23 protein-coding genes are annotated in these 24,628 nt (G+C 63.2%); 11 read left to right on the top strand and 12 right to left on the bottom strand.

The genetic code is table 11. The annotated features are described in order from the left end of the window. Positions 1-22: 22 nt before the first annotated feature. The gene (locus tag G572_RS0115690) at positions 23-1,045 is read left to right on the top strand and encodes an aldo/keto reductase (protein WP_029059289.1); all 1,023 of its coding nucleotides are present in this window, start codon (positions 23-25) and stop codon (positions 1,043-1,045) included. 17 nt (positions 1,046-1,062) lie between these two features. Here G572_RS0115690 and G572_RS0115685 read toward each other — a convergent pair whose 3' ends face one another. Next, a complete protein-coding gene (locus G572_RS0115685) occupies positions 1,063-2,589 on the bottom strand; it encodes a UxaA family hydrolase (RefSeq protein ID WP_037546958.1) in 1,527 nt (508 codons plus the stop codon). 120 nt (positions 2,590-2,709) lie between these two features. On the opposite strand from G572_RS0115685, the gene G572_RS0115680 reads away from it, so the two are divergent. Further along, a complete protein-coding gene (locus G572_RS0115680; protein ID WP_029059287.1) occupies positions 2,710-3,039 on the top strand; it encodes an L-rhamnose mutarotase in 330 nt (109 codons plus the stop codon). A gap of 96 nt (positions 3,040-3,135) precedes the next feature. On the opposite strand, the gene G572_RS0115675 is transcribed toward G572_RS0115680, so the two are convergent. The 3 genes from G572_RS0115675 to G572_RS0115665 are packed head-to-tail and all read right to left on the bottom strand — an operon-like array spanning position 3,136 to position 6,122. Continuing rightward, the gene (locus tag G572_RS0115675) at positions 3,136-4,638 is read right to left on the bottom strand and encodes a tripartite tricarboxylate transporter permease (protein ID WP_029059286.1); all 1,503 of its coding nucleotides are present in this window, start codon (positions 4,636-4,638) and stop codon (positions 3,136-3,138) included. 1 nt (position 4,639) lies between these two features. Next, positions 4,640-5,113, bottom strand: coding sequence for a tripartite tricarboxylate transporter TctB family protein (locus G572_RS25565; protein ID WP_051242495.1), 474 nt, complete (start codon positions 5,111-5,113; stop codon positions 4,640-4,642). A 43-nt stretch (positions 5,114-5,156) separates the two neighbouring features. Then, positions 5,157-6,122: a Bug family tripartite tricarboxylate transporter substrate binding protein gene (locus G572_RS0115665; protein WP_029059285.1), complete on the bottom strand. Its 966-nt coding sequence runs from the start codon at positions 6,120-6,122 to the stop codon at positions 5,157-5,159. Positions 6,123-6,450: 328 nt separating this feature from the next. On the opposite strand from G572_RS0115665, the gene G572_RS0115660 reads away from it, so the two are divergent. Further along, positions 6,451-7,383: a dihydrodipicolinate synthase family protein gene (locus G572_RS0115660; protein WP_245566232.1), complete on the top strand. Its 933-nt coding sequence runs from the start codon at positions 6,451-6,453 to the stop codon at positions 7,381-7,383. 20 nt (positions 7,384-7,403) lie between these two features. On the opposite strand, the gene G572_RS24215 is transcribed toward G572_RS0115660, so the two are convergent. Continuing rightward, the gene (locus G572_RS24215; protein ID WP_156884649.1) at positions 7,404-8,222 is read right to left on the bottom strand and encodes an IclR family transcriptional regulator; all 819 of its coding nucleotides are present in this window, start codon (positions 8,220-8,222) and stop codon (positions 7,404-7,406) included. A 407-nt stretch (positions 8,223-8,629) separates the two neighbouring features. On the opposite strand from G572_RS24215, the gene G572_RS0115650 reads away from it, so the two are divergent. From G572_RS0115650 to G572_RS0115620, 7 genes are all read left to right on the top strand, one after another. Further along, complete coding sequence (locus G572_RS0115650; RefSeq protein WP_029059283.1) at positions 8,630-10,030, top strand: FAD-binding oxidoreductase; 1,401 nt, start codon at positions 8,630-8,632, stop codon at positions 10,028-10,030. 65 nt (positions 10,031-10,095) lie between these two features. After that, positions 10,096-11,121: a TRAP transporter substrate-binding protein gene (locus G572_RS0115645; protein WP_029059282.1), complete on the top strand. Its 1,026-nt coding sequence runs from the start codon at positions 10,096-10,098 to the stop codon at positions 11,119-11,121. Positions 11,122-11,189: 68 nt separating this feature from the next. Beyond that, on the top strand, positions 11,190-11,720 hold the full coding sequence (locus tag G572_RS0115640; protein ID WP_084650181.1) for a TRAP transporter small permease: 531 nt from the start codon (positions 11,190-11,192) through the stop codon (positions 11,718-11,720). Further along, positions 11,717-13,003 (top strand): TRAP transporter large permease, encoded by a 1,287-nt coding sequence (locus G572_RS0115635; RefSeq protein WP_029059280.1) that lies wholly within the window; start codon positions 11,717-11,719, stop codon positions 13,001-13,003. Before G572_RS0115640 ends, G572_RS0115635 begins: the two co-directional genes overlap by 4 nt. A 37-nt stretch (positions 13,004-13,040) precedes the next feature. Then, a complete protein-coding gene (locus G572_RS0115630) occupies positions 13,041-14,039 on the top strand; it encodes a dihydroxyacetone kinase subunit DhaK (RefSeq protein WP_029059279.1) in 999 nt (332 codons plus the stop codon). Position 14,040: 1 nt separating this feature from the next. Continuing rightward, entirely contained in the window at positions 14,041-14,676 is a 636-nt protein-coding gene (locus G572_RS24210; RefSeq protein ID WP_051242491.1) for a DAK2 domain-containing protein, read from the top strand. Between the two features lie 36 nt (positions 14,677-14,712). Continuing rightward, positions 14,713-16,170, top strand: coding sequence for an aldehyde dehydrogenase (NADP(+)) (locus G572_RS0115620; RefSeq protein ID WP_029059278.1), 1,458 nt, complete (start codon positions 14,713-14,715; stop codon positions 16,168-16,170). A 299-nt stretch (positions 16,171-16,469) separates the two neighbouring features. Here G572_RS0115620 and G572_RS0115615 read toward each other — a convergent pair whose 3' ends face one another. The 7 genes from G572_RS0115615 to G572_RS0115585 all read right to left on the bottom strand — a co-directional run bounded on the left by G572_RS0115615 (position 16,470) and on the right by G572_RS0115585 (position 23,392). Continuing rightward, entirely contained in the window at positions 16,470-17,663 is a 1,194-nt protein-coding gene (locus tag G572_RS0115615) for an alanine racemase (RefSeq protein ID WP_084650180.1), read from the bottom strand. A 4-nt stretch (positions 17,664-17,667) separates the two neighbouring features. Then, the gene (locus G572_RS0115610; RefSeq protein WP_037546954.1) at positions 17,668-18,729 is read right to left on the bottom strand and encodes an ornithine cyclodeaminase; all 1,062 of its coding nucleotides are present in this window, start codon (positions 18,727-18,729) and stop codon (positions 17,668-17,670) included. A gap of 8 nt (positions 18,730-18,737) precedes the next feature. Then, on the bottom strand, positions 18,738-20,228 hold the full coding sequence (locus tag G572_RS0115605; protein ID WP_029059275.1) for a M81 family metallopeptidase: 1,491 nt from the start codon (positions 20,226-20,228) through the stop codon (positions 18,738-18,740). A 59-nt stretch (positions 20,229-20,287) separates the two neighbouring features. Then, positions 20,288-21,031: an amino acid ABC transporter ATP-binding protein gene (locus G572_RS0115600; RefSeq protein WP_029059274.1), complete on the bottom strand. Its 744-nt coding sequence runs from the start codon at positions 21,029-21,031 to the stop codon at positions 20,288-20,290. Positions 21,032-21,069: 38 nt separating this feature from the next. Continuing rightward, positions 21,070-21,744, bottom strand: a complete 675-nt coding sequence (locus tag G572_RS0115595) for an ABC transporter permease (RefSeq protein WP_029059273.1) — start codon at positions 21,742-21,744, stop codon at positions 21,070-21,072. After that, entirely contained in the window at positions 21,737-22,462 is a 726-nt protein-coding gene (locus G572_RS0115590) for an ABC transporter permease (RefSeq protein WP_029059272.1), read from the bottom strand. The genes G572_RS0115595 and G572_RS0115590 overlap by 8 nt, the downstream gene beginning before the upstream one ends. Positions 22,463-22,597: 135 nt before the next feature. Continuing rightward, positions 22,598-23,392, bottom strand: a complete 795-nt coding sequence (locus tag G572_RS0115585; RefSeq protein ID WP_029059271.1) for a transporter substrate-binding domain-containing protein — start codon at positions 23,390-23,392, stop codon at positions 22,598-22,600. A 173-nt stretch (positions 23,393-23,565) separates the two neighbouring features. Here G572_RS0115585 and G572_RS0115580 point away from each other — a divergent pair, with 173 nt between their 5' ends. Beyond that, positions 23,566-24,510 carry a LysR family transcriptional regulator gene (locus tag G572_RS0115580; protein ID WP_029059270.1) on the top strand — a complete coding sequence of 315 codons (945 nt, stop codon included), beginning with the start codon at positions 23,566-23,568 and terminating at the stop codon, positions 24,508-24,510. Positions 24,511-24,628: the final 118 nt, after the last annotated feature.

The following is a 24,628-nucleotide window of genomic DNA, read 5'->3' as shown; positions in this document are numbered from 1 at the left end:
GCGAACGGCCATAACCGGAGGATTGCAGGTGAAGGTGTCGCAACGCAGGACCGTCGGGCGGGCCGGTCTCGAACTCACCGCACTGGGATTGGGCTGCGCTGCTTTCGGCGGGCTCTACCGGCCGGTCGTCGCCGGCGACGCGCTGGCGGCCCTGCGCACTGCCTGGCAGGCCGGCATTCGGCATTTTGACACCGCGCCCATGTACGGGCTTGGCCGGGCGGAACACCTTCTCGGACACTTCCTGCGGGAAGAAGCTGGCGATCTCGCCAAGGCGGTCGTCAGCACCAAGGTCGGACGGCTGATGGCCCTGCCGCGCCCCGGTCGCGACCTGCCGCCGGAGCCGCCGAAGAACCCCTTCGATGCCGGCTGGAGCAACGGCCTCGGTTTCCGTGAGGTCTTCGACTACAGCTATGACGGCCTGATGCGCAGTTTCGACGACAGCCAGCAGCGGCTCGGCCGGTCCGGCATCGATCTCCTTTTCGTGCATGACATCGGTCGTCTCACCCATGGCGAGCGGCACGAACGCACCTGGGAGGATCTCACCGGCGGCGGGTTCCGCGCGCTGCAGGAGCTGCGTGAGGCGGGTCTCATCAAGGGCTTCGGTCTCGGGGTCAACGAGACCCGCGCCATCGACGAGGCGATGAACGAGGCAGATCTCGACTGCTGCCTTCTTGCCGGGCGCTACACGCTGCTCGATCGTTCCGGCGCGGACGTGCTGGCAAAGGCCAAGTCGCGCGACGTCGCGATCGTGGCGGGCGGCATCTACAACTCCGGCATCCTCGCGGCGCGTGCCGGCGCCGACCGCAAGTTCGACTACCGCGATGCTTCCGGCGAGATCATGGAGCGCGTCGCGCGTCTTGCGGCGATCTGTGCGGGGTTTGACGTGCCGCTGGGTGCCGCGGCCATCCAGTTCCCCTTGCGCAATGCGGCTGTCGCGTCGGTCCTTGTCGGTGCCAGAAGCGCCGACGATGTCGCGACCAGCGTCGACTGGTTCGAGCGCGAGATACCGGATGCTTTGTGGGACGAGCTCGACGCCGCAGCCTGATGGGGCGGTGCGGCCATCTACATGACGGCGCCGACCGACCAGGGGACGAATTCGCTGTCGCCATAGCCGAGTTGTTCGGACTTTGTGCGCTCGCCCGATGCGACCGCGAGAACGCGCTGCAGGATTTCCTCGCCCTTTTGCGCCAGTGAGACCCCGTCGAGGACATCGCCGCAATTGAGGTCCATGTCCTCGTTCATCTGTTCGTAGATGTAGGAATTGGAAGCGAGCTTCAGCGACGGCGTCGGCTTGCAGCCGAAGGCCGACCCGCGCCCCGTGGTGAAGCAGAGGACATTCGCGCCCCCGGCCACCTGACCCGTCGCTGAGACCGGGTCGTAGCCCGGCGTATCCATGAAGACCAGCCCCTTGGCGGTGACAGGCTCGGCATAGTCGAATACGCCGGTCAGGTTGGTCGTGCCGCCCTTGGCCGCCGCCCCCAGCGACTTTTCCAGGATCGTCGTCAGCCCGCCCGCCTTGTTGCCCGGCGACGGGTTGTTGTTCATTTCCATATCGTGGCGGGCGGTGTAGTCCTCCCACCAGCGGATACGCTCCGCCAGCTTCTCGCCCACCTGCGTGCTTTCGGCGCGGTGCATGAGAAGATGTTCGGCGCCGTAGATCTCGGGGGTCTCCGACAGGATCGCGGTGCCGCCTTCGGCCACCAGCAGGTCGACCGCCGCGCCCAGCGCGGGGTTGGCGGTGATGCCGGAGTAACCGTCGGAACCACCGCACTGGAGCGCGAGCATCAGTTCCGAGGCAGGTGCCTGGCTGCGCGTCGCCTCGTTGACGATCGGCAGCATCTCCTCGATCGCGCGTACGCCGGCTTCCACGGTCTTTCGCGTGCCGCCCACCTCCTGGATTGTCAGCGTGCGGAAGGTTGCATCCTCGCTGACGCCGTAGGATTGCATCCAGCGCGGAATCTGGAACGCCTCGCATCCGAGGCCGACCATGAGCACCCCCCCGATATTGGGATTGGTCGCGAACCCCCATTGGGTGCGCTTGAGCAGCTCATAGGCCTCGCCGTGAATGTCCAGCCCGCAGCCGGTGCCGTGCACCAGCGAGATCACCCCGTCGACATTGGGATAATCGGCAAGGATGCCGGACCGCGTCACCTGGTCGGAGATGAAACGCGCGGCACTCGCCGAACAGTTCACCGAGGTCAGCACAGCAATGTAGTTGCGCGTGCCATACTTGCCGTTTGCCCTACGGAAACCCTGAAAGCTGCGCCTCTTTTGCGGCGCGACGAACGCAGTGGGCGTCGTCTTGGTGCCGAAGGCATAATCGCGGTCGAAGGCGTGGAGACAGACGTTGTGTTCGTGCACCCAGTTTCCCGGTGCAATGTCCTCCTTCGCGAAACCGATCACCTGCCCGTATTTGACGACGGCGGCATCGCGCGGAATTGCCTCCACCGCCATCTTGTGCCCGCGCGGCACGCGCCGTGCAACGGTCACGCCGACAACCGTGTCGCCGGCGCTCAAGGGGTCGATCGCCACCACGATGTTATCGGTTTCGGTAAGTCGGAGTGCGCGCGCTGTCGGTGCCGTCAACATGTCCCGAAAATCGCCTGAAGAAGGGTATTGCAACCCAGTGGGAAGGTGAGAATACTAGTATAATAGCTGAGGCCGGTCAAGGCTGCAGCTTGCCTCCACCGCTGCTGGAAGGATATGAAAATGCAACGCATGGGTTTGTGCATCGGCCTGAAAGCGGGCCAGGTCGCGCGATACCGCGACCTGCATGCGGCCGTATGGCCGGATGTGCTGTCGGCCATCTCCCACGCCAACATCCGCAACTATTCGATCTTCCTCAAGGAGCCGGAAAACCTGTTGTTCGCCTATTGGGAATATGTCGGGACGGATTTCGAGCAAGACATGCAGGTCATGCGTGACACGCCCGTCATGCAGGACTGGTGGAAGATCTGCGACCCGCTGCAACAGCCCCTCGCGACGCGCGGGGAGGGCGAGTGGTGGGCGCTGATGGAGTCCGTATTCTGGTGTGCGTGACGCCGGCAATCGGCGCCGCGGGCGGGCCCGTCGACGTTGCCCGGTTCCAGGGCTGACTTCCGGGCGAGCGGGTCTTGGGGCGGCGTGCCGGCCGGTCTAGCGGCTCGATACGGCGTTGGAGCGCGGTTTCTTGAACAGGACCATTCCGGCCACCAGGCCCAGCCATATCAGAACGGTGGCAATTCCCAGCGCAGCGGCGATCGGGCGCTCGAAAAAGCCCCAGAGGTCGCCGCGTGCGATGGTCATGGATGTGGTGAAGCTCTGTTCCACGAGGGGGCCGAGAACAATGCCCAGGATGATGGGGGCGATGGCGAAATCGCGCGATTGCAGGATATAGGCGATCACGCCAAGGACCAGCATGATGCCCACGCCGAAAAGCGTGTTGTTGATGGAATAGGAGCCGACCACGCAAAACAGCAGGATCGCCGCGTTCAGGTAGCTTCGCGGCACCTTGAAGAGATTGCGGGCAAGCCTGGCCGCCAGATAGCCGAAGGGGATCAGCAGCAGGTTCGCCAGAACGAACACAAGCAACACGGCGTAGAAGTTTTCGGGATTGGACGTCAGAAGCTGCGGCCCGGGTTCCAGGCCCTTCATGAACAACACACCGACGGCGATCGCGGTGACGGCATCGCCCGGGATCCCGAAGACCATCGCCGGGATCCAGGACGACGACAGGGCGGCGTTGTTGGAAGCCCCTGCCTCGACGAGGCCTTCCGGGTGACCCGTACCGAATTTCTCCGGCTCCTTGGAGGTTCGTTTGGCCAGCGAATAGGTGATCCAGGCGCCCAGATCGCCGCCGATGCCGGGGAGCGCGCCGATGACCGAGCCGACGGCCGCGCCGCGAAACAGGTTGAGCCGGTAGCGGCTGAGTGCCGCGCCGACGCCGGCGAAAGGATTTGCGACCTCGACCTGCGGAACGGATGAGCGCCCCTCCCGGCCATTGCGAAGGATTTCGGCAAGGGCGAACATTCCGATCATTGCCGGAATGAAGCTGATGCCTCCGGACAGTTCGGCAATACCGAAGGTGAAGCGGGGCTGCCCCATCAGGGGGTCGAGGCCGATCTGGGCGATGAACAGCCCGAGCAGGAGCGACAGAATGCCCTTTGCCACCCCGCCATGCGACACGACGACGGCGCAGCTCAGGCCGAGAACGGACAGCCAGAAATACTCGAAACTGGAAAAATTCAACGCGAAGCGGGCCAGAAACGGGGCGGCGACAAGGAGCGTCGCGAAGCCGAACAACCCGCCGAAGGCGGCCGCGCAGATGCTGATCCCGATGGCAAAGCCCGCTCGGCCCTTTCGGGTCAGTCCGTAGGCGTCCTCGACATAGGCCGCCGAGGCCGGCGTGCCGGGGATCCGCAACAGCGCGCCGGGAATATCGCCTGCCGTGATCGCCATTGCCGTACAGGAGATGATGGCCGCAATCGCCGGAATCGGGTCCATGTAGAAGGTGATGGGAACAAGGAGTGCCGCCGCCATCGTCGCGGTCAGGCCGGGCATTGCGCCCACGAAAAGCCCGAAGGCCGAGGCGAAAAAAATGACGGTCAGTGTCTCCGCGTTGAAGACCAGTCCTGCCGCGAGTGAGAGTGCATCCATCATCTCAGAAAGGCCCTCTCGGCAGGGGAACGCGCAGGCCGTGGGTGAACACGAGGTAGACGATCGCGGTGGCCAGGAGCGCAAAGGCGAGGGTGCCCGGCCAGCGGCCGCCGCCAAGCCACACCAGGAATGCGGAAAACACAAAACCGCTCGCAAGGAAGCCGGTGAGTGGCATGGCGAAGATCAGGACCAGGAGCGCGACGACAACGGCCATTGCATAGGGTGTCGGAAGGGTTTGTTCGCCGGTCACCTGGTCGATGCGGGGAACGGGGTGGCGGCGGCGCGCGGTGCGCGCCGCCGCCAGGGCCAATACCATGCCGAAGACGATCATTCCCGTTCCGGTGATCTTGGGAAAAAGCCCCGAACTCACCACCATGCCGGGGAAGGTGCGGAACCCGCTCGCCACGATGACGATTGCCGATCCAAGCCCGGCGAATGCCAGTCCGATCACGAAGTCCGCAGCATGCCCAAAGCGCATGGTGGCCCCTTTTCAATCGTCCAGGTGTCGGGAGATGTGCCTGTTATTGACCGAGCCCGGCAGCGGAAATTGCGGCTCCGAATGCCGCGCCACGGCGCTCCAGATAGTCGGCGAAGTCCGTGCCGCCTGCCCATACGACGCCGTAGTTGAGCGCTCCCATCTGCTCCCGGAAAGCGTCGCTGGCGACGATTTCCTCAAGTTCGGAGGTCAGGGTGGCGGTGATGTCCTCCGGCATGCCGGCCGGTCCGCCCACGCCGCGCCAGCCGGCAATCGAGAACTCGATTCCAAGCGCCTCGGTGATCGGCGGCACGTCCGGGTGCTTGGGGTTGGGGGCGCTGCCGAGCGTCGCCAGGGCACGGATTTCGCCCGCGTCCATCAGGGCCTGCGCTTCGGGAAACTGCACCACGGCGACATCGATCGCCCCCGAGGCCAGCAGCTGAAGGGCCGGCGCTCCGCCTTCGGCCGGCACCCAGCTGCTTGCAGACCCGTCGAGCCCGAGCCCCTGAACCATGGATACCCACGAAAGGTGGTTCACGCCGCCGAAGTTGGCCCCGCTCGCCTGGACCGCTTGCGGATCGGCCTTCACGGCCTCGGCAAGGTCGGCGATGGTCTGAAAACCGGAATCCGCCTTCACGAAGATCGCGGACGGGTCGGAATTGTAGAGGCCGATGAGAGAATAGTCGGCGGAATTGAGTTTGGCGGAGCCGACGGGTTCATACATCGAGAGTTCTGTTGTGAGAATGCCGATCGTATATCCGTCGGGGTCTGCATCCTTGATCGTCGTGTGGCCGACGATGCCGCCGCCGCCGGTCCGGTTGACGACATTGAACGGCTGGCCGAGCCTTTCCTCCAGCATCGTCGCAATGATCCGTCCGGTGGCGTCCGTGCCGCCGCCTGCGGACCACGGCACGATCACCGTCACCGGTCGTTCCGGAAAATCGGCAAGTGCGGTGACGGACGCGGCTGCCAGGCCGAAAACGGCCAGTGCGGTCGTGAGTACGGTTCTCATGGGTCTCCTCCAAGCTCCCTGTTCGACGATCCTCCATCGCCGATGGTATGGGTTTTACGTCTGCATAAAATCCCATAATATGGAATTATCAGTCTTGGCATGGCGATGCAACTGTGATGTCCGAAAAGCTAATATATGTCTGTTTTAAAAGATATTTTTTCGATTTCTCTAATGGGGCGGCTGGATGCTCTGTGGGTAATTGACAGGCGGTTTGTCCAGGTATACGAAGTTTACAGGTACTTTTTCCCGTATTGTGGGATAAGCTAATTAAGCGGAGCGGCGGCAAGCGGTTTGCCGGATTGCTCATCGCTTCAACTCGGAGGGACGGATGGTTAACAAAATTGCTGCATCGGTGCGGGAGAAGCTGACGGGCATCATGCCGCCTCTTTCAATGCCGTTTGACGAGGCGGGTGCGCTGGTGCCCGAGGCGCTGGCGCCGCAGATCGATTTCATGGTGCGGGCCGGGGTGAGCGGCGTGGTTGCCGGCGGTTCGACCGGCGAGGGGCATACGCTCTCGGATCAGGAATTCGCAACCGCCATGCGCACCGCGCATGATGCGCTGGACGGGCGCGCCAGTTTCGTCGCGGGATTGATCGTGAATTCGACGCGCGGGGCCGTCGAGCGCATGCGCATGCTCGAGGGGCTTTCCATCGACGCGCTGCAGGTGACGCCAGCGCATTATCTGTTCAAGTCCTCGTTTGAGGCCACCGTGGCGCATTTCCGCGCCATCTACGAGGAAACCGGCATCCCGATCCTCATCTACAACGTCATTCCCTGGAACTATCTCAGCGTCGACGCGATGTTGCAGATCATGGACGAGGTTCCCGGCGTCGTGGGGATGAAGCAGAGTTCCGGCGATCTGAAGTCCGTGTCCGATCTCCTGCTGAAGGCCAAGCCGGAGAATGTGGTCACCAGCGGCATCGACGCCCTGCTGTATTCCGGTTTTGCCTTGGGAGCACACGGGGCGATCAGTGCACTCACCTGCGCCCTGCCGAGCGTGACCGTTCAGCTCTACGATGCGGTTCAGCGCGGCGATCACGCAGCGGCGCTCGACATGCACTTCAAGCTGAACGAGTTGTGGAACGTGATGCCGCACGACAATCTTCCGGCCTGCGTGAAATATGTCCAGCACAGGCAGGGTCTTGCGCTCTACGGGCCGCGCGCGCCGATGGATCCGGTGTCTTCCGCGCAGAAGGTCGCCATCGATGCGGCCCTCGAGCCCTTGCTCGAGCTGGCCGGGAACGCGGCGCCGGCCGCGTGACCTCCCGAGGCGTCGGCCTGTCAGGCCGGCGCCTCGCCTTTCCGGCCGGCGAGGGCCGGGTCGGTCTTTCCGGTGTAGCCGAGTTTCGCGGACAGCGCGCCGGCATGGAGTTGCACCGTCTTTGCGATCTCCTCGACGGCGCCGGGGGTGAGTTCCCAGGCTGTGCCGCTGACGCTGATCGCGGCGAAGGCCTTGCCCGCTTCATTGAAGATCGGAACCGCAACGCAGCGGATCCCGATGTTGTGTTCCTGGTCGTCGACGGAATAGTCGCGCTCGGCAATCTTCGCCAGCTCGCGATCGAAGGCGCTGCGTTCGATGATCGTGTAGGGGGTGAACTGCGTGACTTCGCCGGCAAAAACGCGGTCGACCGCTTCGGCTGGCTGGTAGGCAAGGATCGCCTTGCCGACGCCGGTGCAATGGGCCGGTGCGCGCTCCATCAGGTTCAGCGAGGTGGAGAGCTCCCTGGCCGAGCCGATCTTGCGCACGACCAGCACCCCCTCGCCATCGAACACCGCAAGGTGAACCGACATGCGGGTGATGCGGTGAAGCTCTTCCATTGCATCCACGGAAATGCGGTGGATGTCCATGCTTCCAAGGACGGTGCTTCCGAGGCTGAAGAGCTTCAGGCCGAGCCGGTAGCCGCCGCGGCGCTTGTCCTGTTCCAACAGGTCGGCCGAGCGCATCGACGACAGCAGCCGGTGCGCGGTGCTGGGAGGGATGTCGAGACGGTTGGCGATCTCGCTGACCGAAAGGACGTCGTCCCGGATCGAGAAACAGTCAAGAACGCGCATCACCTTGTGAAGTGACTTTATGCCTTCTTCAGGGGTTGTTTTCTTCATGGCGCGTCGTTCGTGGCTTGGCCGCGTCTCGCGTTGGCGCCCCTGGCGGCGGGCGAGATCTGGCGGGGTTTTGCTGCTTGCACGCGTGTCGTCATGCTGTCCCTGGCGGTTCACGCAAAACCTAGTTTCGCGCGGTGGTCTTGTAAATCTGCGGCGCGGTCGCCGCTCCCGGCGGGCGGGTGGTTTGAAACACGCCCCTTGCTTCAATTTCCACTATATGGGCTAAATTGTCCATTCCCCTGAGAAAAATACGTATTTTTTGCCTGTTTCAATGGGTTTTCCTTGCAAAGACGAATTTAAAATGATTTTCTAACCCGCATTGTGGGATAGGTTGATTGGGTGCGGCGCCGTCGATGCGGCCGATCTGCCTTTCCAGGGATCGTTCGTACGGCAATCGGGAGAGGCATATGCAGGCGGATGCGCCGTACACGGGGGAGGCGCTGGAGCGCCTCTGCGAGGGGCTCGGGAAGGTCGAGGGCTTGGCGGTCGAGCGACGCCCGTCCGTCTGTGCCCAGTATTCCAGTGGCGAGGGCATGCCGTTTTCCCGAGTTCCGGATGTCGTGGTTTCGCCGTGCGGCACCGACAGCGTGGCTGCCGTGATGTCGCTGGCCGCCGCCGCCGGCGTGCCGGTCACCTGTCGCGGCGCCGGGACGTCTCTGGAAGGGCAGGTTGTGCCTGTCGCCGGCGGTGTCGTTCTCGACCTGTCGCAAATGAACCGGATCGTGGATGTGTCGTCCGAGGCTCTGGACTGCACCGTCGAGGCCGGGGTGAGGCGCAAGGACCTCAATTCCCATTTGCGGAACACCGGGCTGTTCTTCCCGATCGATCCGGGGGCCGATGCCACCATCGGCGGCATGGTTTCCACCCGTGCGTCCGGCACGCAGGCCGTGCGCCATGGGACGATGAAGGACAATGTCATCGCCCTGAAGGTCGTGATGCCGGACGGTCGGATCATTCGCACCGGAAGCCGGGCCCGCAAGTCCGCGACGGGCTACGATCTCACCAGCCTGTTTGTCGGCGCGGAGGGAACGCTTGGGGTCGTTACCGAAGTCACGCTGAAACTGGCTCCGCGCCCTTCGTTCCAGCTTTCCGGGATTTGCCAGATCGATGATCTGTCCGCGGCCCTGTCGGTGATCTCCCAGGCCTTGCTGCATGGGCTGGAGCCCTCACGGATCGAGTTGCTCGACGCGGTGCAGAGTGGCGCCTGTGCCCGTTATTCCCGGCTCGACGCGCTGCGGGAAACCAACACGATCATGTTCGAGTTTGCCGGTGACGAGGCGGACGTGCGCCGCAGGGCCGGGGAGTTTGCCGCGATCTGCTGGGACGAAGCCGGCGTATCGCCCGACTATTTCGACACGCCGGAGGTCCATTCGCTCTATTGGGGCGCGCGTGAGCGTTGTTACGAGGCGGCGCTGGCGCTCGCGCCGGGCAAGAAGAACATGGGCACCGACGCCTGCGTGCCGCTCGACCGTCTTGCCGAATGCATCCTTGCAACCAGACGGTTCATCGACGAGGCGGGTTTGACGGCGCCGCTCGTCGGCCATGTCGGCGACGGAAATTTTCACCTCGGCATCCTGTTCGACCCGCACGACGCGGAGGAGACCGCCCGTGCCGAGGCACTTTGCGAGCGCGTTTCGATGCTGGCCATCGAACTGGACGGGGCCTGCTCCGGCGAGCACGGCATCGGGCTGCACAAACGGCATCTGCTGGACCGGCAACACGGCGACGCGCTCGCGGTCATGCGAGCGGTCAAGGCCGCGCTCGATCCGGCATCCCTGATGAACCCGGGAAAGATCTTTCCGGGGTGATGGCCGTCTGACGGTCCCGAACCGCACGAGCGGAAATCCGACAACCAAGAACGGGAGGAAATGAAATGAGAAAGCTCGCAACCGGCGCCGCCCTGGCGCTTGTCATGGGGCTTGCAGCCCCCCAGGCGTTTGCCGAACAGACCGTGCGGGCGGCCTGGTCCGATCCCAATGATGCCCAGGTCGCGCCGACCTCGGCCTTCATGCAGGTCTTCGAGGCCTCGCTCGAACGCTTTTCGGGCGGCGAATTCGATGTCGAGCTGTTTCCCAACGGGCAGCTCGGGGACCAGGCGGCGACCGTCCAGCAGGTGCGCCGCGGTGACATCCAGTTCGCCAATGTCGTGTCCGGCGTCGTTGCGTCGCTGCTCTACGAGCGTCTGAGCGTGCTCGACATGCCTTATCTCTTTGCGTCGCGTTCGCACTTCCGGGCTGCGATGGCCGCCGATACGCCCTTCATTTCCCAGCTGATGGACGATGTCGCCGAAGAAACCGGCGTGCGGATCCTGTTCCTGCAGCCCTATGGCTTCCGCAACATGACGACGAGTACGACCCTGGTGAAGGGGCCGGCGGATCTCGACGGTCTCAAGATGCGGACCATGAGCGTCGTGCCGCACCAGAAGATGATGGAATCCCTTGGCGCCACGCCGGTGCCGATCCCCTTCCTCGAGCTCTACACCAGCCTGCAAACCGGGGTGGTCGACGGTCAGGAGAACACACCGGCCAACATCGTCATCCAGAACTTCGACCAGGTGCAGGGCTACATGAGCGAGACCCAGCACGTGATGACGACGGCGGCCTTCATCACCAACGAGGCGTGGTTCCAGGGACTTTCGGATGACGAGCGCACCGCGATCCTCCACGCCGGCGAGGAAGCCATGCTTGCCTACGACGGAACGGGTGCGGTTCAGGACATGCTGTCCGTCGCCCGGATCCGCGACAAGGGTGTCGAAGTCTACACGCCGTCACCCGAGGAAGTGGCAATGTTCCGCGAGGCTGTCGCCGGCCCGACGCGGACCTGGGCGGAAGAGACCTTCGGCGAGGCGTTCGTGAGCGACTTCTACGCCCATATGGCCGAGTTCGAAGGCAAGTTCTAGCCGCGTTCGACCGTGTCGTTCAACCGGGGGCGGGCAACCGCCTCCGGCCTTGCCCGCAAGGATTTCCAATGTTTCCTATAGGTTTGAAAACGGTTTGCCGCCATGCCGACCAGGCGTTGCAGCTCGCCACCGGTGCCATGGTGGCAGCATCGCTGCTGGTGATGTTCGCTTGCGTGATCTACCTGGTGGTCGGACGGTATTTCTTCGGCCTGTCGGTGTTCTGGGGCGAGGAAGTCGCGCGCTACGCCATGATCTACATGGCGTTCCTGGGCGCCTCCACGGCGCTGCGCGCCAACCAGCACCCGCGCCTGTCCCTGCTGTTCGAGATCCTGCCCGGCGCCATTCAGGCGGTTGTGCGCTTGGCTATAAATCTCGGGCTCGTCCTGGTCTCGACGATCTTCATCGTCTACGGCTACGAATTCTTCACCTTCGACGGCATCATGCGCACGCCGGCCTTGCGCATTCGCTACTACTGGGTCTTCGCGGTCATCCCCGTTGGCGGCGTGCTGCTGCTTCTGCATGTCCTGGCCGCTCAGTTCTTCCCGAGCCGTTTCACGATCATGGGGGGCGACGACCTCCCCGCGGAGGCGAAGCAATGAGCCCCTTCGTCGCCATGCTGCTGTGTTTCGTGGCGCTTGTCGCATTGAGCTTTCCGCTTGCCTTCGCGATGCTTCTTGCCTGTGCGCTTTATCTCGTCATGTCGGAGCAGTCCCTGACGTTGCTCATTCAGCAACTGTTCAGCGGACTCGACATCTTCACCATCATGGCGATCCCCTTCTTCATGCTGGCGGGCGATCTGATGGTGGCCTCCGGCACAGCCGACAGGCTTCTGCGGTTTGCCCAACTGCTGGTCGGACGCCTCAAGGGCGGGACCGGGTATGTAAACATCGTCGCCAGCATGCTCTTCGGAGGTTGCTCGGGGTCGGCCATCGCCGACATCGCGGCCCTTGGACGCACCCAGGTGCGCATGATGGAAAAGAGCGGTTTCACGCGCGAGTTCAGCGCCGCGCTCACCATCGCGACCTCGATCAAGGGGGCGATCATTCCGCCCTCGATCCCGCTCGTTCTCGTGGGCGCCGTCTCCGGGACATCGATCGGCGGAATGCTGATCGGCGGACTGGTTCCGGGACTCCTGGTCGGGATCACGCTGGCCGTCGCGGTGTTCTGGACCACGCGTCACACCGTGCTTGCCAAGAGCGAACCGCTGAGCCGGCGCGAAAAGCTCAAGGTCGTGGTTGAAGCGGTGCCGTTCCTGATGATGCCGATCATCATTCTCGGCGGCATCCTGTCGGGTGTCTTTACGCCCACCGAAGCCTCCGCCGCCGCTGTCGCCTGGGGGTTCGGCCTCTGGCTGATCGAGCGCAAGGGCCGCCCCGATCCGCGTGAACTCTTCCTGATCCTGCTGCGCAGCGGCACCTTGTCGGGCGCGGTGCTGCTCCTCACTGGCGCGGCAAACGTCTTTTCGTGGATTCTCGCCACCGAACAGGTGCCGGCGCAGATCGCCTCCTTTGTGTTTTCCCTCACGGATGAGCCGGCTCTCATTCTCCTGATCATCATGGTGTTCCTGCTGCTGTGGGGCATGGTGATGGACATGTTGCCGGCGATCTTCATCGTCATCCCGATCCTTCTGCCGCTGGCCACCGAAATCGGGGTCGATCCGGTTCATTTCGGGGTGATCTGCACCTTCAACCTGGTGATCGGCCTGATAACGCCGCCCTATGGAACGGCCCTGTTCACCGGATCCATCGTGCTCGGCATGCCGATCGAGCGGATCGTGCGGAACATCTTCCCGTTCTTCTGCGCGGCCGTCTTCGTGCTGCTCATCATCACCTACGTGCCGGAAACGGTTCTCGCCCTGCCGCGCGCCCTGGGGCTGCTGTGAGCCTTTCGGGTCCGCCGTTCGAGACAAGGAGTTACCCATGACGAAAATCATCAACGCGCCCGAGGCTTATGTGGACGAGAGCCTTGCTGGCCTGTGTCTCGCCCATCCGTCGCTCAGGATCGTTGGCGACGAAGGCCGCGTCCTGGTGCGCAGCCATGTGAAATCCGCCGGCAAGGTCGGGATTGCCTCCGGCGGAGGGTTCGGTCATCTGCCGTTGTTTTGCGGCTATGTCGGAGAGGGGCTGCTCGATGCCTGTGCCGTCGGCAATGTCTTCGAGGGGCCGACCGTCGGCACGTCGCTCGACAGCATCCAGCAGGCCGATACCGGGGCCGGTGTGCTTTGCCTGATCGGAAATTACGGCGGCGACCGGATGAACTTCGAGATGGCGGGCGCGATGGCCGCGGATGACGGTATCCGCAGCGAGCTCGTACTCGGCACCGACGATGTCGCCAGCGCTCCGGAAGACCAGATGGAGAAACGCCGGGGCGTCGCGGGGCTTTTGTTCGCCTACAAATGCGCCGGTGCGGCGGCGGAAGAGGGCCGGGACCTTGCAGAGGTCACCCGTATCGCCCGCAAGGCCGTCGACCGCACGCGGACAATCGGCTTTGCGCTGGCACCCTGCCTGATGCCGGGCCGCGATGCGCCGGCCTTCGAGGTCGTGCCGGGAACCGTCGAGTTCGGCATGGGGATCCACGGCGAGCCCGGCCTGTGGCGCAAGCCCTTTTCCTCCGCGGATGCGATTGCCTCGGAGATGGTCGACAAGCTCATGGCGGAAACGGTCTCGGAAACGTCGTCCCGGGTTGCTCTCATGATCAACAGTCTGGGCGCGTCGCCTTACGAGGAGCTTTTCATTCTCCATCGCAGCGTTCGAACGCTGCTGAGCGAACGCGGCATCGATGTCGCGCGGGTCATGGTCGGACCGTTTGTGACCTCGATGGAAATGGCCGGGGCGTCCGTGAGCCTGTGCTTCCTCGACGAGGAACTCGACACGATGCTCGCCGCGCCGGCGACGTGTCCGTTCTGGACGGTGTCGTGACATGCAGATCACCGCACAGGACATCAGCGATGCCATCGCGCGCATTCAGGCCGGGATCGAGCCGCTGGAACGGCGCCTGAACGAGGCGGATTCCCACCTCGGCGACGGCGATACCGGCACGATGCTGGCACGCATGATCGGCGTCATGGCCGATCAGCAGGCGGAACCGTCGGGGGCGGTGGGAACGTATCTCCTGCAGCTCGCCAAGGTGGCGGCCCGTTCCACGGGATCGAGTTTCGGCACCTTGATCATTGCCGCGCTGATGGCGTCGGGGCGGGCAACGAAAGATTGCGACGGCATTGCGCCCGGCGATGTGTCCGCGCTGGTCGGGGTGGCCCGCACGGAAATGATGGCGCGATCCGGGACCGGCGAAGGCGCCAAGACCGTGATCGACAGTCTGGCAAGCCTCGAGGCGGGAACCGCCGGAGCCGTTTCGCGTGCCGACCTGACGCAGCGGGCGTTGGTCGCCACGGATGCGGCGCTGGAGGCGTTTCGGGCGCTGCCATGCCGTGTCGGGCGCGCCCGCATTCACGAGGCGCGGTCAATCGGAAACGACGACCCGGGCATGCTCGCCGTTGCTCTGCTTTTGAGAGCTGCAGTGGGCGCCCGCTCAGAGCCTTGCGGCAAGGCCGGTTGACGAGGCCTGCAAGCTTCAACCCAAGAGGATACGAAAATGCCCATGCACAAGCACCTGATTGCCGGCCAATGGGTGGACGGCGAGGCCGGGCCGGCGGGGAACATTGATGCAGCCTGTGTCGCTGCCGAGGAGGCCTTCTGGAGTTTCGGCCACGCGACCCGGGCCGACCGGGCGCGCTTTCTGGAGGCAATTGCCGTTGAAATCGAGGCCAGGGGCGCCGAAATCACGCGCGTCGCGGCCGCCGAAACGGGGTTGCCGGAGGCCCGGCTGGAGGGAGAGCGCGGGCGCACCACCGGTCAGTTGCGCCTGTTCGCCCGGCTGATAGAAGCCGGCGACCATCTCGATGTTCGCGACGATCCCGCGTTGCCGGACCGGCAACCCGCTCCGCGTCCCCGCCTCAGTCTCGTGCAGCGTCCCATCGGGCCCGTGGCGGTCTTCGGCGCGTCGAACTTTCCGCTCGCGTTTTCGGTTGCCGGTGGCGACACTGCCTCGGCGCTTGCCGCCGGCTGTCCGGTGGTTGTGAAGGGCCATCCCGCGCATCCCGGCACCGGCAAACTGGTCGCCGAGGCAATCCTCGCGGCGATCGAGGCGCAGGGCCTTCATCCAGGCGTCTTCTCCCTCGTCCAGGACGGCACGCGAGAGGCCGGACAGGCCTTGGTGACCCATCCCCTGATCCGAGCGGTCGGGTTTACCGGATCGCTTGCCGGAGGGCGGGCTCTCTTCGATCTTTGCGCGGCGCGGCCGGAACCGGTTCCGTTCTTCGGGGAGCTGGGAAGCGTGAACCCGATGTTTCTGCTTTCCCATGCCATGGCTGAAAGGGGCGGGCAGATTGCATCCGGATGGGCAGCCTCGCTGACAATGGGCGCGGGACAGTTCTGCACCAATCCCGGTATCGCAGTCGTGGTCGCAGGGGCGGATGCCGATGCCTTTGCCCGCGCGGCGGTCGCCGCTCTCGAGGATACGGTCGGGCAGACGATGCTCACCGACGCGATCGCGCAGGCCTATCGGGCGGGGTGCAAGGATGTTGCGGCCATTGCGGGCGTCGAGGAACTCTATTCCGCCGATTGCAGCGCTCGGGTCGTCACGCCGGGCCTCTATCGCACGACAGGGCGGACATGGCTGAAAACCAGGGCCCTGGGCGAGGAGGTTTTCGGTCCGCTGGGACTGATCGTCGAGGTCGAGACCGCCGCCGAGATGCGTGAAATCGCCAAGAGTCTCGAGGGACAGCTGACCTGCACGATCCATATGGACGAAGAGGACACCGATGCGGCGCGCGCGCTGATGCCCGTTCTCGAACGCAAGGCCGGCCGGGTCCTTGCCAACGGGTTCCCGACCGGAGTGGAGGTTTGCGACGCGATGGTTCACGGAGGCCCCTATCCCGCTTCCACGAATTTCGGCCACACGTCTGTCGGGTCCCTTGCCATTCGTCGTTGGCTCCGGCCCGTCTGTTACCAGAATTTGCCGGACATCCTTCTCCCAATCGATCTGAGGTAGGGGATCCGGAGACGATCCACGGGACGGCGAAACAGCTGCCCGCCAGCCGGTTGTCGACGTCAACCGGGTGGCGGGCCGTCGTTCGGGCGGCGCCTTGCGCTGTTTTGCCGGTTCAGCCAGCAACCCGGTTGCATCCATGTTTGTGGTTTCGACCGGTGCCGGAACCGGGCGCGGTGTTTTTGAAGACGCGTGCCGCATTCGACGACCGCCGAGAGTCGTCGACGTCCATGCGCCAAATTCACGTCTCCGATCGCGCCCCCGCCTCAGGGTGCCTTTCCGCTTCGTCTCATGCTTCCGTATTACGCTGGATCGAAACGCTTTCCGTCGCCATTCGACAGAGCTTCAATTCGTGGGGCGGTGCCGTGGGATCCTCTCCCGCCGCCAAACTCCACGCTGTAGAGGTATGGAGAGGACATGGCGGTGGCGAGTGCCGAGTAACTCGGGACGAACCGCAGAACATCGCCCGGCCTGAACGCCCGCGCGTTGGAAATGTCGATAACGGTGTGGTCGCTTGAGAAACCAAGCAAGGTGACGTCGGGGTCGACCGGAGCAAGATCGCGGATTGTCGTATCGACCGCCCCGATCCCCAGGACCGCCATGTGACGGCGGCCTGATACTGTGAGGGTGACCTCCTCGCCCAATGCGTTGCGCGTGCGGGGGGCGGAGGGGTCCGTGTCCCTGTCCCAGGTTTCCAGGATTTCGGCGGCGATGATGAAACCGTCGCGTCGTGTGCCGGGAATGGCGGTGCCCTGCGCCACCTCAATGCCGAACAGGAGACTTTCCCCCAGACGAAGGTGGGTGATTTTCGGCGGGAAGTCACCGCGCCTCATCGCCAGAAGCGATGCGCTGTTTCCGCCAGAGACGGTCTCCAGCGCGCGGCCGATCCGGTTCTCGACCTGCTCGGTCAATCCGGCAAAGACCGCAAGGTTCTCGCGCGTTGGAAGCAGGCCCGTATGGCAGGCGAAATTCGTGCCGAGGCCGGTTATCTCGACCCCTTCAAGCGCGTGAGCATGGTCGATAAGCTCCAGCAGGTCCCCTGGGGAAACCCCTTCGCGCAGGTCTCCAAGATCCACCATCGGTGCAATCTTCATTGTGGATCCCGATGCGCGTGCGTGATGGGCAATGGCGTCGATCGTGGTCCTGTTGGACACGAAAATGAGATCGGTCAGCCTCACCGCATCCGCGATCTCTCCCAGGCCCGGCGGACGCAGGAGGTGGATCGGCGCCGTGATGCCGGCGATGCGCATCCGCCGGATGTTCTCTAGGCGCGCATCCGCGAGCGAATGGATGCCTGCATCCAGCATCAGGCGGGCAACGTCGGGGTGTCCGCCGACGCCCTTGGTCACGCCGGAAATGGCGATGTCATGCTCGGCGCACAGCCCGCGCAATACCGTGAAGTTTTGCCTGAGAACATCGGGCCGGATCTCTATCCGCGCTGCCGCGCCGGACGCCGGATCCGCCCATCTTCCACTTCCCTCGACGCAGGTGTTCATCTTGCTACCCGGCCCGCTGCATACGCAGTTTCTCGCGCTGGATCATGCCATAGAGATCGCGCGGATCGTCGGGATCGGCAATCAGGTCAAGATCGACATGCCACGTCGAGCGGGCGACCTTGTCGCGCAACCAGCGCAATGCGGAGAAGTCCTCGATGGCGAAGCCGACCCCGTCGAAGAGCGTGATCTGGCGGTCGGTTTCGCGGCCCTTTTCCTCGCCGGCCAGGACCCGCCAGAGTTCCGTCACCGGGAAATCCTCGGGCATCTGCTGGATTTCGCCCTCGATCCGGGTCTGGGGCGGATACTCGACGAAAACGCCCGAGCGGTTGAGGATGTCGGCGTGCAGCTCGGTCTTGCCCGGGCAATCCCCGCCGATGGCGTTGATATGCACGCCCGCGCCGACCATGTTGTCGGTGAGCACCGTCGCATATTGCTTGTCGGCGGTGCAGGTGGTGATCACGTCGGCGCCCAGGATCGCCTCTTCCGGGCTCGTGCATTTGACGATGCTCAGCCCCGCGCCCGACAGGTTGCGGGCGCATTTTTCCGTCGCGGCCCGGTCCGTGTCGAAAAGGCGAAGGTCGGTGATGCCGCAGACCGTCTTGAGCGCCAGTGCCTGAAACTCCGCCTGCGCCCCGTTGCCGATGATGGCGAGGGTGGTCGCGCCCCCGGGCGCCAGCGCCCTTGTCGCCATCGCCGAGGTTGCGGCGGTGCGCAAGGCCGTGAGGATCGTCATTTCGGAAAACAGCACCGGATAGCCGGTTTCCACCGAGGACAGCACCCCGAAGGCTGTCACGGTCTGCAATCCGTCCTTCATGTTCTTGGGGTGCCCGTTGACGTATTTGAACGCATAGTCGATGCCGTCGGATGTCGGCATCAGCTCGATCACGCCATCGTCGGTGTGCGAGGCGACACGGGGCGTCTTGTCGAAGAGCTCCCAGCGGCGGAAGTCCTCCTCGACATAGGCGGTCAGCTCTTCAAGGCAGCGCTCGATGCCGATCTCCAGGACCAGACGCATCATGTTTTCGACATTGACGAAGGGGACGAGGGCGAGGGGAGACGCAGACATGGCAATGCTCACAGTGTGTCGAGAGGAAAGACCGGGCGACGCAGCCGGGTGTAGGTGCGCCGGGACAGGTCGGGCGAGCAAAGCCCCCCCGCATCCGTCACGATGATCTCGGAGGCGATTGGCCGGAACGCGCCTTTGAAGTGGTTCATGGACTTCACCGCGAGGATCGCCTTTTCGGCCGGTTCGATCCCGACGACGCGCAGGATGTTCTGGTCGTAGACCTGCATCCGCTCGGAGACGATCATGATGTCGAGACCGTCGACGCGCAGACACACGCTGGTGCCGGTGGACGCGGGCAGGCCGGTGAACATCGGTCCTTCGAAGTGGAAGTGTCCGTCGCTGACCGCCATGACCGTGCCGGTCACTTCGATCGGTCCGCCGCCCACCGTCGGGTCGGTCTTGCCGCCGATGGCAAGTGTGATCTTGGCCCCGACGCCCTTTGCCGCCAACATTTCGGCCGCCTCGGGGTCGAGCAGTGCGCCGGCGGCTGCATTGGTGACGCCGGCGTCCAGGAGCGCCGAAATGAGCGCCGTGCAGTCGCTGTGGGCGCCGCCCCCGGGATTGTCGGCATAGTCGGCGATGACGACCGGGCCGTTGGCCGGCGTGATGGCCTTCAGCCTTAGCATGCAGTCGTCGAGCGGAATGGGGCCGTTCCAGGTGTCGCGGCAGGCCCAGATTTCATCGCAGATCCGTCCGGCGACCGCATCGGCGGCCTCGCGGCTTGTCGCAAGGCTGTCGTAGGTCACAAGAACGCTCGGCCCCGACGCCCAGACGTCGGCGTCGGGAAAGCCGGCGTTGATCGCCACGTTCAGGATGCCGGGCGCGTCCATCTCGCGCGCCGCGCTTTCCAGCAGGCGACACATCGGTCCGTCATCGGAGGTCCGGCCGTCATCGCAGCCAAGCAGAACCGGGGGGCGGTGGACGGCGATTTTCGGTGCGCTGCGACCGGCCATGGCCTCATCCAGGCGTTCGCTGGCCTCGCGACCGACCTCGCGCAGGTCGACATGCGGATAGGTGCGGAACGAGACCGCGATCTGCGCCAGTTCCGCCAGCTCGTCGAAGACATTCGCATGAAGGTCGAGCGTGATGGCGACGGGTACGTCGTCTCCCACGACCGTCCGCAGTTCCCTCAGAAACTGGCTTTCGCCGTCCTGATCGGTCTCGGTCACCATGGCGCCGTGCAAGGCGACGAAAATGCCATCGTAGGGGCCGCCGTCCTTGAGGCGGCGAAGGCATTCCTCGGTGATCTCGGTGCGGGCGGCTTCGGAAACCGGTCCGCCGGGCTGGGCGTGGGCGCCGACGATATAGTCGGGCGCCCATCCCTTTTCCTCGACGACATCGATGCAGCCACCGATCTCCGACCCCGTGTTCCTGAATTCGGCAAGAACGTCCTGTCCCAGGAAATACTGGGTGGAGCGGAAGTCCTGCATATCGGTCGACAGCGACGTGAATGTATTGCTTTCATGAATAAAGCCGATGACGGCCACGCGAAAACGCATGCCTTGCCTCTCGTTTTTCTCGGATATGGCCCCCGAAATACTGGAGGCGACCCCTGCGACTAGTGATTGATGATTTGTTTCAGGAATTTCGCGGAGCGCTCTTCCTGCGGATTGGCGAAGAAGCCTTCGGGGTCGTTGACCTCGACGATCTCGCCCGCATCCATGAACACGACCCGGTCCGCGACCTTGCGCGCGAACCCCATCTCGTGGGTGACGCACATCATGGTCATGCCGCCGTCGGCCAGATCGACCATCACATCCAGCACCTCCGAGATGCTTTCGGGATCGAGGGCGGAAGTCGGTTCGTCGAACAGCATGATGTCGGGCTTCATGCACAGCGAACGGGCGATCGCCACGCGTTGCTGCTGTCCGCCCGAGAGCTGGGACGGGTATTTGTGCGCAAAACCCTCCATGCGCACCTTGGCCAGATAGTCCATGGCCTGTTTTTCCGCCTCGGCCTTGGGGATCTTGTGGGTGAAGATCGGCGACAGTGTGCAGTTTTCGAGCGCCGTCAGATGCGGAAACAGGTTGAAATGCTGAAAACACATACCGACGTGATTTCGGACCTTCCGGATCGTGCCGGGTGTTTCATCGAGCTCGATCCCGTCCACATAGAGGTGGCCGGACTGGTATTGCTCGAGTGCATTGACGCAGCGAATGAGCGTCGATTTGCCCGATCCCGAGGGACCGCAGACCACGATGCGTTCGCCCTTGGCAACGTCGAGATTTATGTCCTTCAGAACATGGAACGTGCCGAAGTACTTGTTCATGTTCTCGAATTTGATGGCGGTATCGGCAAGCATGCCCGATCTCCTTGTTGGTTGGCCCAAGGCCAGGCCCATCAGGCCATCCACTTGATTCTGGCTTCGACGCGGCGCAGCACCCATTCGATGAGAAGAACCAGGACCAGGTAATGCGCGGCGGCGATGTAGTAGACGCGCAGATCGAAGGTCTCGGAAAAGATCATTCGCGCCTGTCCCATCAGGTCGAAGACCGTGATGATCGCCAGAAGCGACGTTGCCTTCACCATCAGGATGTATTCGTTGCCGAGCGGCGGCAGCGCCTTGGCGAAAGCGATCGGCAGGAGCACCCGGCGAAAGCTGGTCCAGCGGGTCAGGTTCAAAGCCGCATTGGTCTCCAGGACCGAGGTGGCGATGGTGTCGAGGCTGCCCCGGATGATCTCTGCCTGATAGGCGGCCGTGTTCAGCACCAATGCGAGCAGGCCGCAGTAGTAAGCGTCGCGGAAAAACCACCACAGTCCGATCGAGCGAAGCTCGCGGCTGAACTGACCGGATCCGTAATAGATCAGGAACATCAGAACGAGCAGGGGAACGCCGCGGAACACATTTACATATCCCAGGGCCAGCCAGCCCGGGATGCCCTTCGATTTCGACCGGGCAAGAGCGATCGGCAGGGCGACGAAGAATCCGATCACGACCGACAGGGTGCTCATCACCGCCGTCAGGATCAGGCCGTCGTTCCAGCGCGCCATTTCTCCGAAATAGAGCTCAAACATCGCCGTTCTCCTCGCGGATAAAGCCTCTGGAGACGCGCTTCTCGATCTGTTTCTGGGCCCTGGTCGAGAGGGTCACCAGCAACACATAGATGATCGCGATCAGGCCGAAGAACAGGAAGGGCTGGCGGGTGGTGTTGATTGCGAGTGTCGCCACATGGGTCAGTTCGAACAAGGTGATGACCGAAACCAGGGAGGTGTCCTTGAGAAGAATGACCCAAAGATTGCCGAATCCCGGAATGGCATGGCGCCAGAGTTGCGGCAGGATGACCTTGAAGAAGGCATGAAACGGCGAAAGACCGAGAGAGCTTGCTGCCTCGAATTGGCCCTTTCCGACCGCATTGAGCGCGCCGCGCACCACTTCGCTGCCATAGGCGCTGATCACGAAGGCGAGCGACATCATCCCGGCCACGAATGGGCTGATGGAAAGATGGGAGCCGGGCGCCACGGCCGTGACCAGCCAGGAAACGATGGCTTGCGACTGATAGTAGAGGATCAGAAGCGTCAGGATTTCCGGCAGGCTTTTGAAGACGGTCGTGTAGGCGCGTCCGAACATCCTGACCGGCCTGTAGCGCGACACCTTGGCCCAGTGGATCAGGAACGACAGGACGATGGCGAAGGGAAAGGTCGCAAGCGCAAGGGCGAGCGTGACGCCCAGACCGTGCAGCAGTTCATCGCCCCAGCCGCCGCTTCCGTAGGAAAGTGAGTTCAACCAGGTCATGGCGTCCTCTGTCAGGCAACGCACGGATCCCGCAATGCCCGCTATGCTGACGGAAAGTCGGCAGGCCGGTTCTTCAATGAAGGCAACCGGCCTGCCCTTGATGACCTGCGCCGCAAGGGCGCGGGCGCATGCGGCTTACTTGTTGAACAGTTCGCTCACATAGTCCGGCTTGCTCATGACATCGAAGTCGAAATAGCTTTTTCGGATCTCTTCATAGGTGCCGTTGTCGATGATCGTGCGCAGCGCGTCGTTGACGCGGGCCTGCAGGTCGGTATCCGCCTTGCGGAAGGCGATGCCGGCACCGACCGTGCCATCCATCAGGAAGCTCTCGCCGACGAATTCACAGCAATCCACGCCGTTTTTCATCCAGTCGCCGATGGCGAACTGGCTCGCCAGCACCAGATCGATGCGACCGCTTTCCAGGTCCATCAGGGCTTCGCCGAGCTTGGGGAAGAGCTTGATGTCGCTGTCGGGGAACCAGTCGTCCAGCACCTTTGCGGACACCGCGCCTTGCTGTGCGCCGATGGTCAGGCCCTTGAGCGTTTCGGGCTTCGCATCGTCGAGATCGACTTCCTTGAGCTTCACGAAGCGCATGGCGTTGAAATAGTACGGGTCGGTGAAGTTTACCGCTTTCTGGCGCGTCGGCGTGATCGCCATCGATGCAACCATGAAGTCGAACTTGTTGGCATTCAGGGCCGGGATGATGCCGCCCCAGTCATGTACGCTCCACGTGCACTCGACTTTCATCACGTCGCAGATGGCGTTTCCGATGTCCACGTCGAACCCTTCGATCGCACCGTTTTCGGAAACATAATTGAACGGAGCATAGGCGCCCTCGGTTCCCACCCTGAGCGTCTCGGCGGTTGCCGATGCAAGGCTCGCCATCGTCACGGCAGCCGTGAGCGCCGAGATTTTCAAGATCTTTTTCATATTTGGTTTCCTCCACCGTGGCTGCCTGGGCAAGGTTTGCCCGTTGACGTCATTATCCGTTTGCGTCTGCGCCGAATAATTTTTTTATTTTCACTGGCGGGATAAGCCAGCGTGTTTTGTGAAAATATCCGCGTGTTGATTGATCAAACAATGCAAAAGAATTATTACATGGCATGAAAAAAATTAATGATATGGAGCATCGCCGGTCCGACCGGAAGCGGATCCCGAGCCTGAAGGCGATACGCGCTTTTGAAGCGGTCGCCCATCATTTGAGCTTCACGAAAGCCGCCGACGAACTGTCCGTCAGCCAGGGCGCGGTCAGCCATCAGATCAAGCTTCTTGAAGAAAAGCTCGGCGTTCGCGTTTTCGTGCGTGGCAAGACGGGCGTGTCGCTGACCCCTCAGGGGATCCTGCTGAAGGAAACCTGCAAACGCGCGCTCGACGAGATCAGCGAGACGCTGTCGCTCATCCGGAGGATCCGCGACACAAAGACCCTCAACGTCAGTGCGGGGCCATTCTTCGCCCTGAAAGTGATCGCTCCGCGGATTTCGGACTTCATGAATGACAATCCGGGACTGCAGCTGCATTTGAACAATGTCCGGTCGAATGCCTCCTCGCCCGGACCCAATGACGTATTCATAGAGTATTGCGACGAAGCGCCCGCCGGCACGCATTCGTTCGAATTGCTCAGGGAAAAGCTGGTGCCCGTCTGCAGCGGAGATCTCATCAAGAGCGTCGAGAACCCGATGGATTTGCTGCGTCGCCCCGATATCACCCGTTTGAACTATCGCGACCTGAAGGACTGGGAAAGCTGGCTCGGTCAGGAAGATATCGAGACCGGCGGCGATCACCCCAATCTCGTTTTCGACGATCAGCACACGATCATCGAGGTCGTCCGCTCCGGCCAGGGGATTGCGCTCGCGGACCGTTCGCTGATCGACCAGGACGTGAATGCGGGGCGGATCTTCGTGATTTCCGAAAGCTACATCCGCCCGCCGCTGTCCTACAAGTTCGTGTGCGCCGAAGATATCATTGCCGCCACGTCCTATGTGGACGTGTTCAGGAAGTGGCTGATGGACGAAATCGCCGAGATACAGGCGCTCAGTGGAGGCTCCTGACCCGCCCCCGAAAGGGGAAAGACCGATCGGGACGATTTCGCCGGTGCGAAGGGCAACATCCTGGCGGACAGCACGGGGACGGCATGCGCGCATGCCATCACCGTCCCGGAAGACGGCA

This window comes from Stappia stellulata DSM 5886 (assembly GCF_000423705.1).
In the GTDB taxonomy this organism is placed as follows: domain Bacteria; phylum Pseudomonadota; class Alphaproteobacteria; order Rhizobiales; family Stappiaceae; genus Stappia; species Stappia stellulata.
The sequence above is the reverse complement of the archived record's forward strand: the minus strand, read 5'-3'. Positions and strand labels throughout refer to the sequence as shown.

Coding starts and splice junctions, on each gene's coding strand:
- G572_RS0115685 (WP_037546958.1), bottom strand. CDS start 2,589: ATGTTGACGGCACCGACAGCGCGCGCACTCCGACTTACCGAAACCGAT.
- G572_RS0115615 (WP_084650180.1), bottom strand. CDS start 17,663: ATGAACACCTGCGTCGAGGGAAGTGGAAGATGGGCGGATCCGGCGTCC.
- G572_RS0115600 (WP_029059274.1), bottom strand. CDS start 21,031: ATGCTTGCCGATACCGCCATCAAATTCGAGAACATGAACAAGTACTTC.
- G572_RS24215 (WP_156884649.1), bottom strand. CDS start 8,222: ATGAAGAAAACAACCCCTGAAGAAGGCATAAAGTCACTTCACAAGGTG.
- G572_RS0115585 (WP_029059271.1), bottom strand. CDS start 23,392: ATGAAAAAGATCTTGAAAATCTCGGCGCTCACGGCTGCCGTGACGATG.
- G572_RS0115650 (WP_029059283.1), top strand. CDS start 8,630: ATGCAGGCGGATGCGCCGTACACGGGGGAGGCGCTGGAGCGCCTCTGC.
- G572_RS0115675 (WP_029059286.1), bottom strand. CDS start 4,638: ATGATGGATGCACTCTCACTCGCGGCAGGACTGGTCTTCAACGCGGAG.
- G572_RS0115595 (WP_029059273.1), bottom strand. CDS start 21,744: ATGTTTGAGCTCTATTTCGGAGAAATGGCGCGCTGGAACGACGGCCTG.
- G572_RS0115660 (WP_245566232.1), top strand. CDS start 6,451: ATGGTTAACAAAATTGCTGCATCGGTGCGGGAGAAGCTGACGGGCATC.
- G572_RS0115645 (WP_029059282.1), top strand. CDS start 10,096: ATGAGAAAGCTCGCAACCGGCGCCGCCCTGGCGCTTGTCATGGGGCTT.
- G572_RS0115630 (WP_029059279.1), top strand. CDS start 13,041: ATGACGAAAATCATCAACGCGCCCGAGGCTTATGTGGACGAGAGCCTT.
- G572_RS0115620 (WP_029059278.1), top strand. CDS start 14,713: ATGCCCATGCACAAGCACCTGATTGCCGGCCAATGGGTGGACGGCGAG.
- G572_RS0115635 (WP_029059280.1), top strand. CDS start 11,717: ATGAGCCCCTTCGTCGCCATGCTGCTGTGTTTCGTGGCGCTTGTCGCA.
- G572_RS0115665 (WP_029059285.1), bottom strand. CDS start 6,122: ATGAGAACCGTACTCACGACCGCACTGGCCGTTTTCGGCCTGGCAGCC.
- G572_RS0115590 (WP_029059272.1), bottom strand. CDS start 22,462: ATGACCTGGTTGAACTCACTTTCCTACGGAAGCGGCGGCTGGGGCGAT.
- G572_RS25565 (WP_051242495.1), bottom strand. CDS start 5,113: ATGCGCTTTGGGCATGCTGCGGACTTCGTGATCGGACTGGCATTCGCC.
- G572_RS0115580 (WP_029059270.1), top strand. CDS start 23,566: ATGAAAAAAATTAATGATATGGAGCATCGCCGGTCCGACCGGAAGCGG.
- G572_RS0115640 (WP_084650181.1), top strand. CDS start 11,190: ATGTTTCCTATAGGTTTGAAAACGGTTTGCCGCCATGCCGACCAGGCG.
- G572_RS0115605 (WP_029059275.1), bottom strand. CDS start 20,228: ATGCGTTTTCGCGTGGCCGTCATCGGCTTTATTCATGAAAGCAATACA.
- G572_RS0115680 (WP_029059287.1), top strand. CDS start 2,710: ATGCAACGCATGGGTTTGTGCATCGGCCTGAAAGCGGGCCAGGTCGCG.
- G572_RS24210 (WP_051242491.1), top strand. CDS start 14,041: ATGCAGATCACCGCACAGGACATCAGCGATGCCATCGCGCGCATTCAG.
- G572_RS0115610 (WP_037546954.1), bottom strand. CDS start 18,729: ATGTCTGCGTCTCCCCTCGCCCTCGTCCCCTTCGTCAATGTCGAAAAC.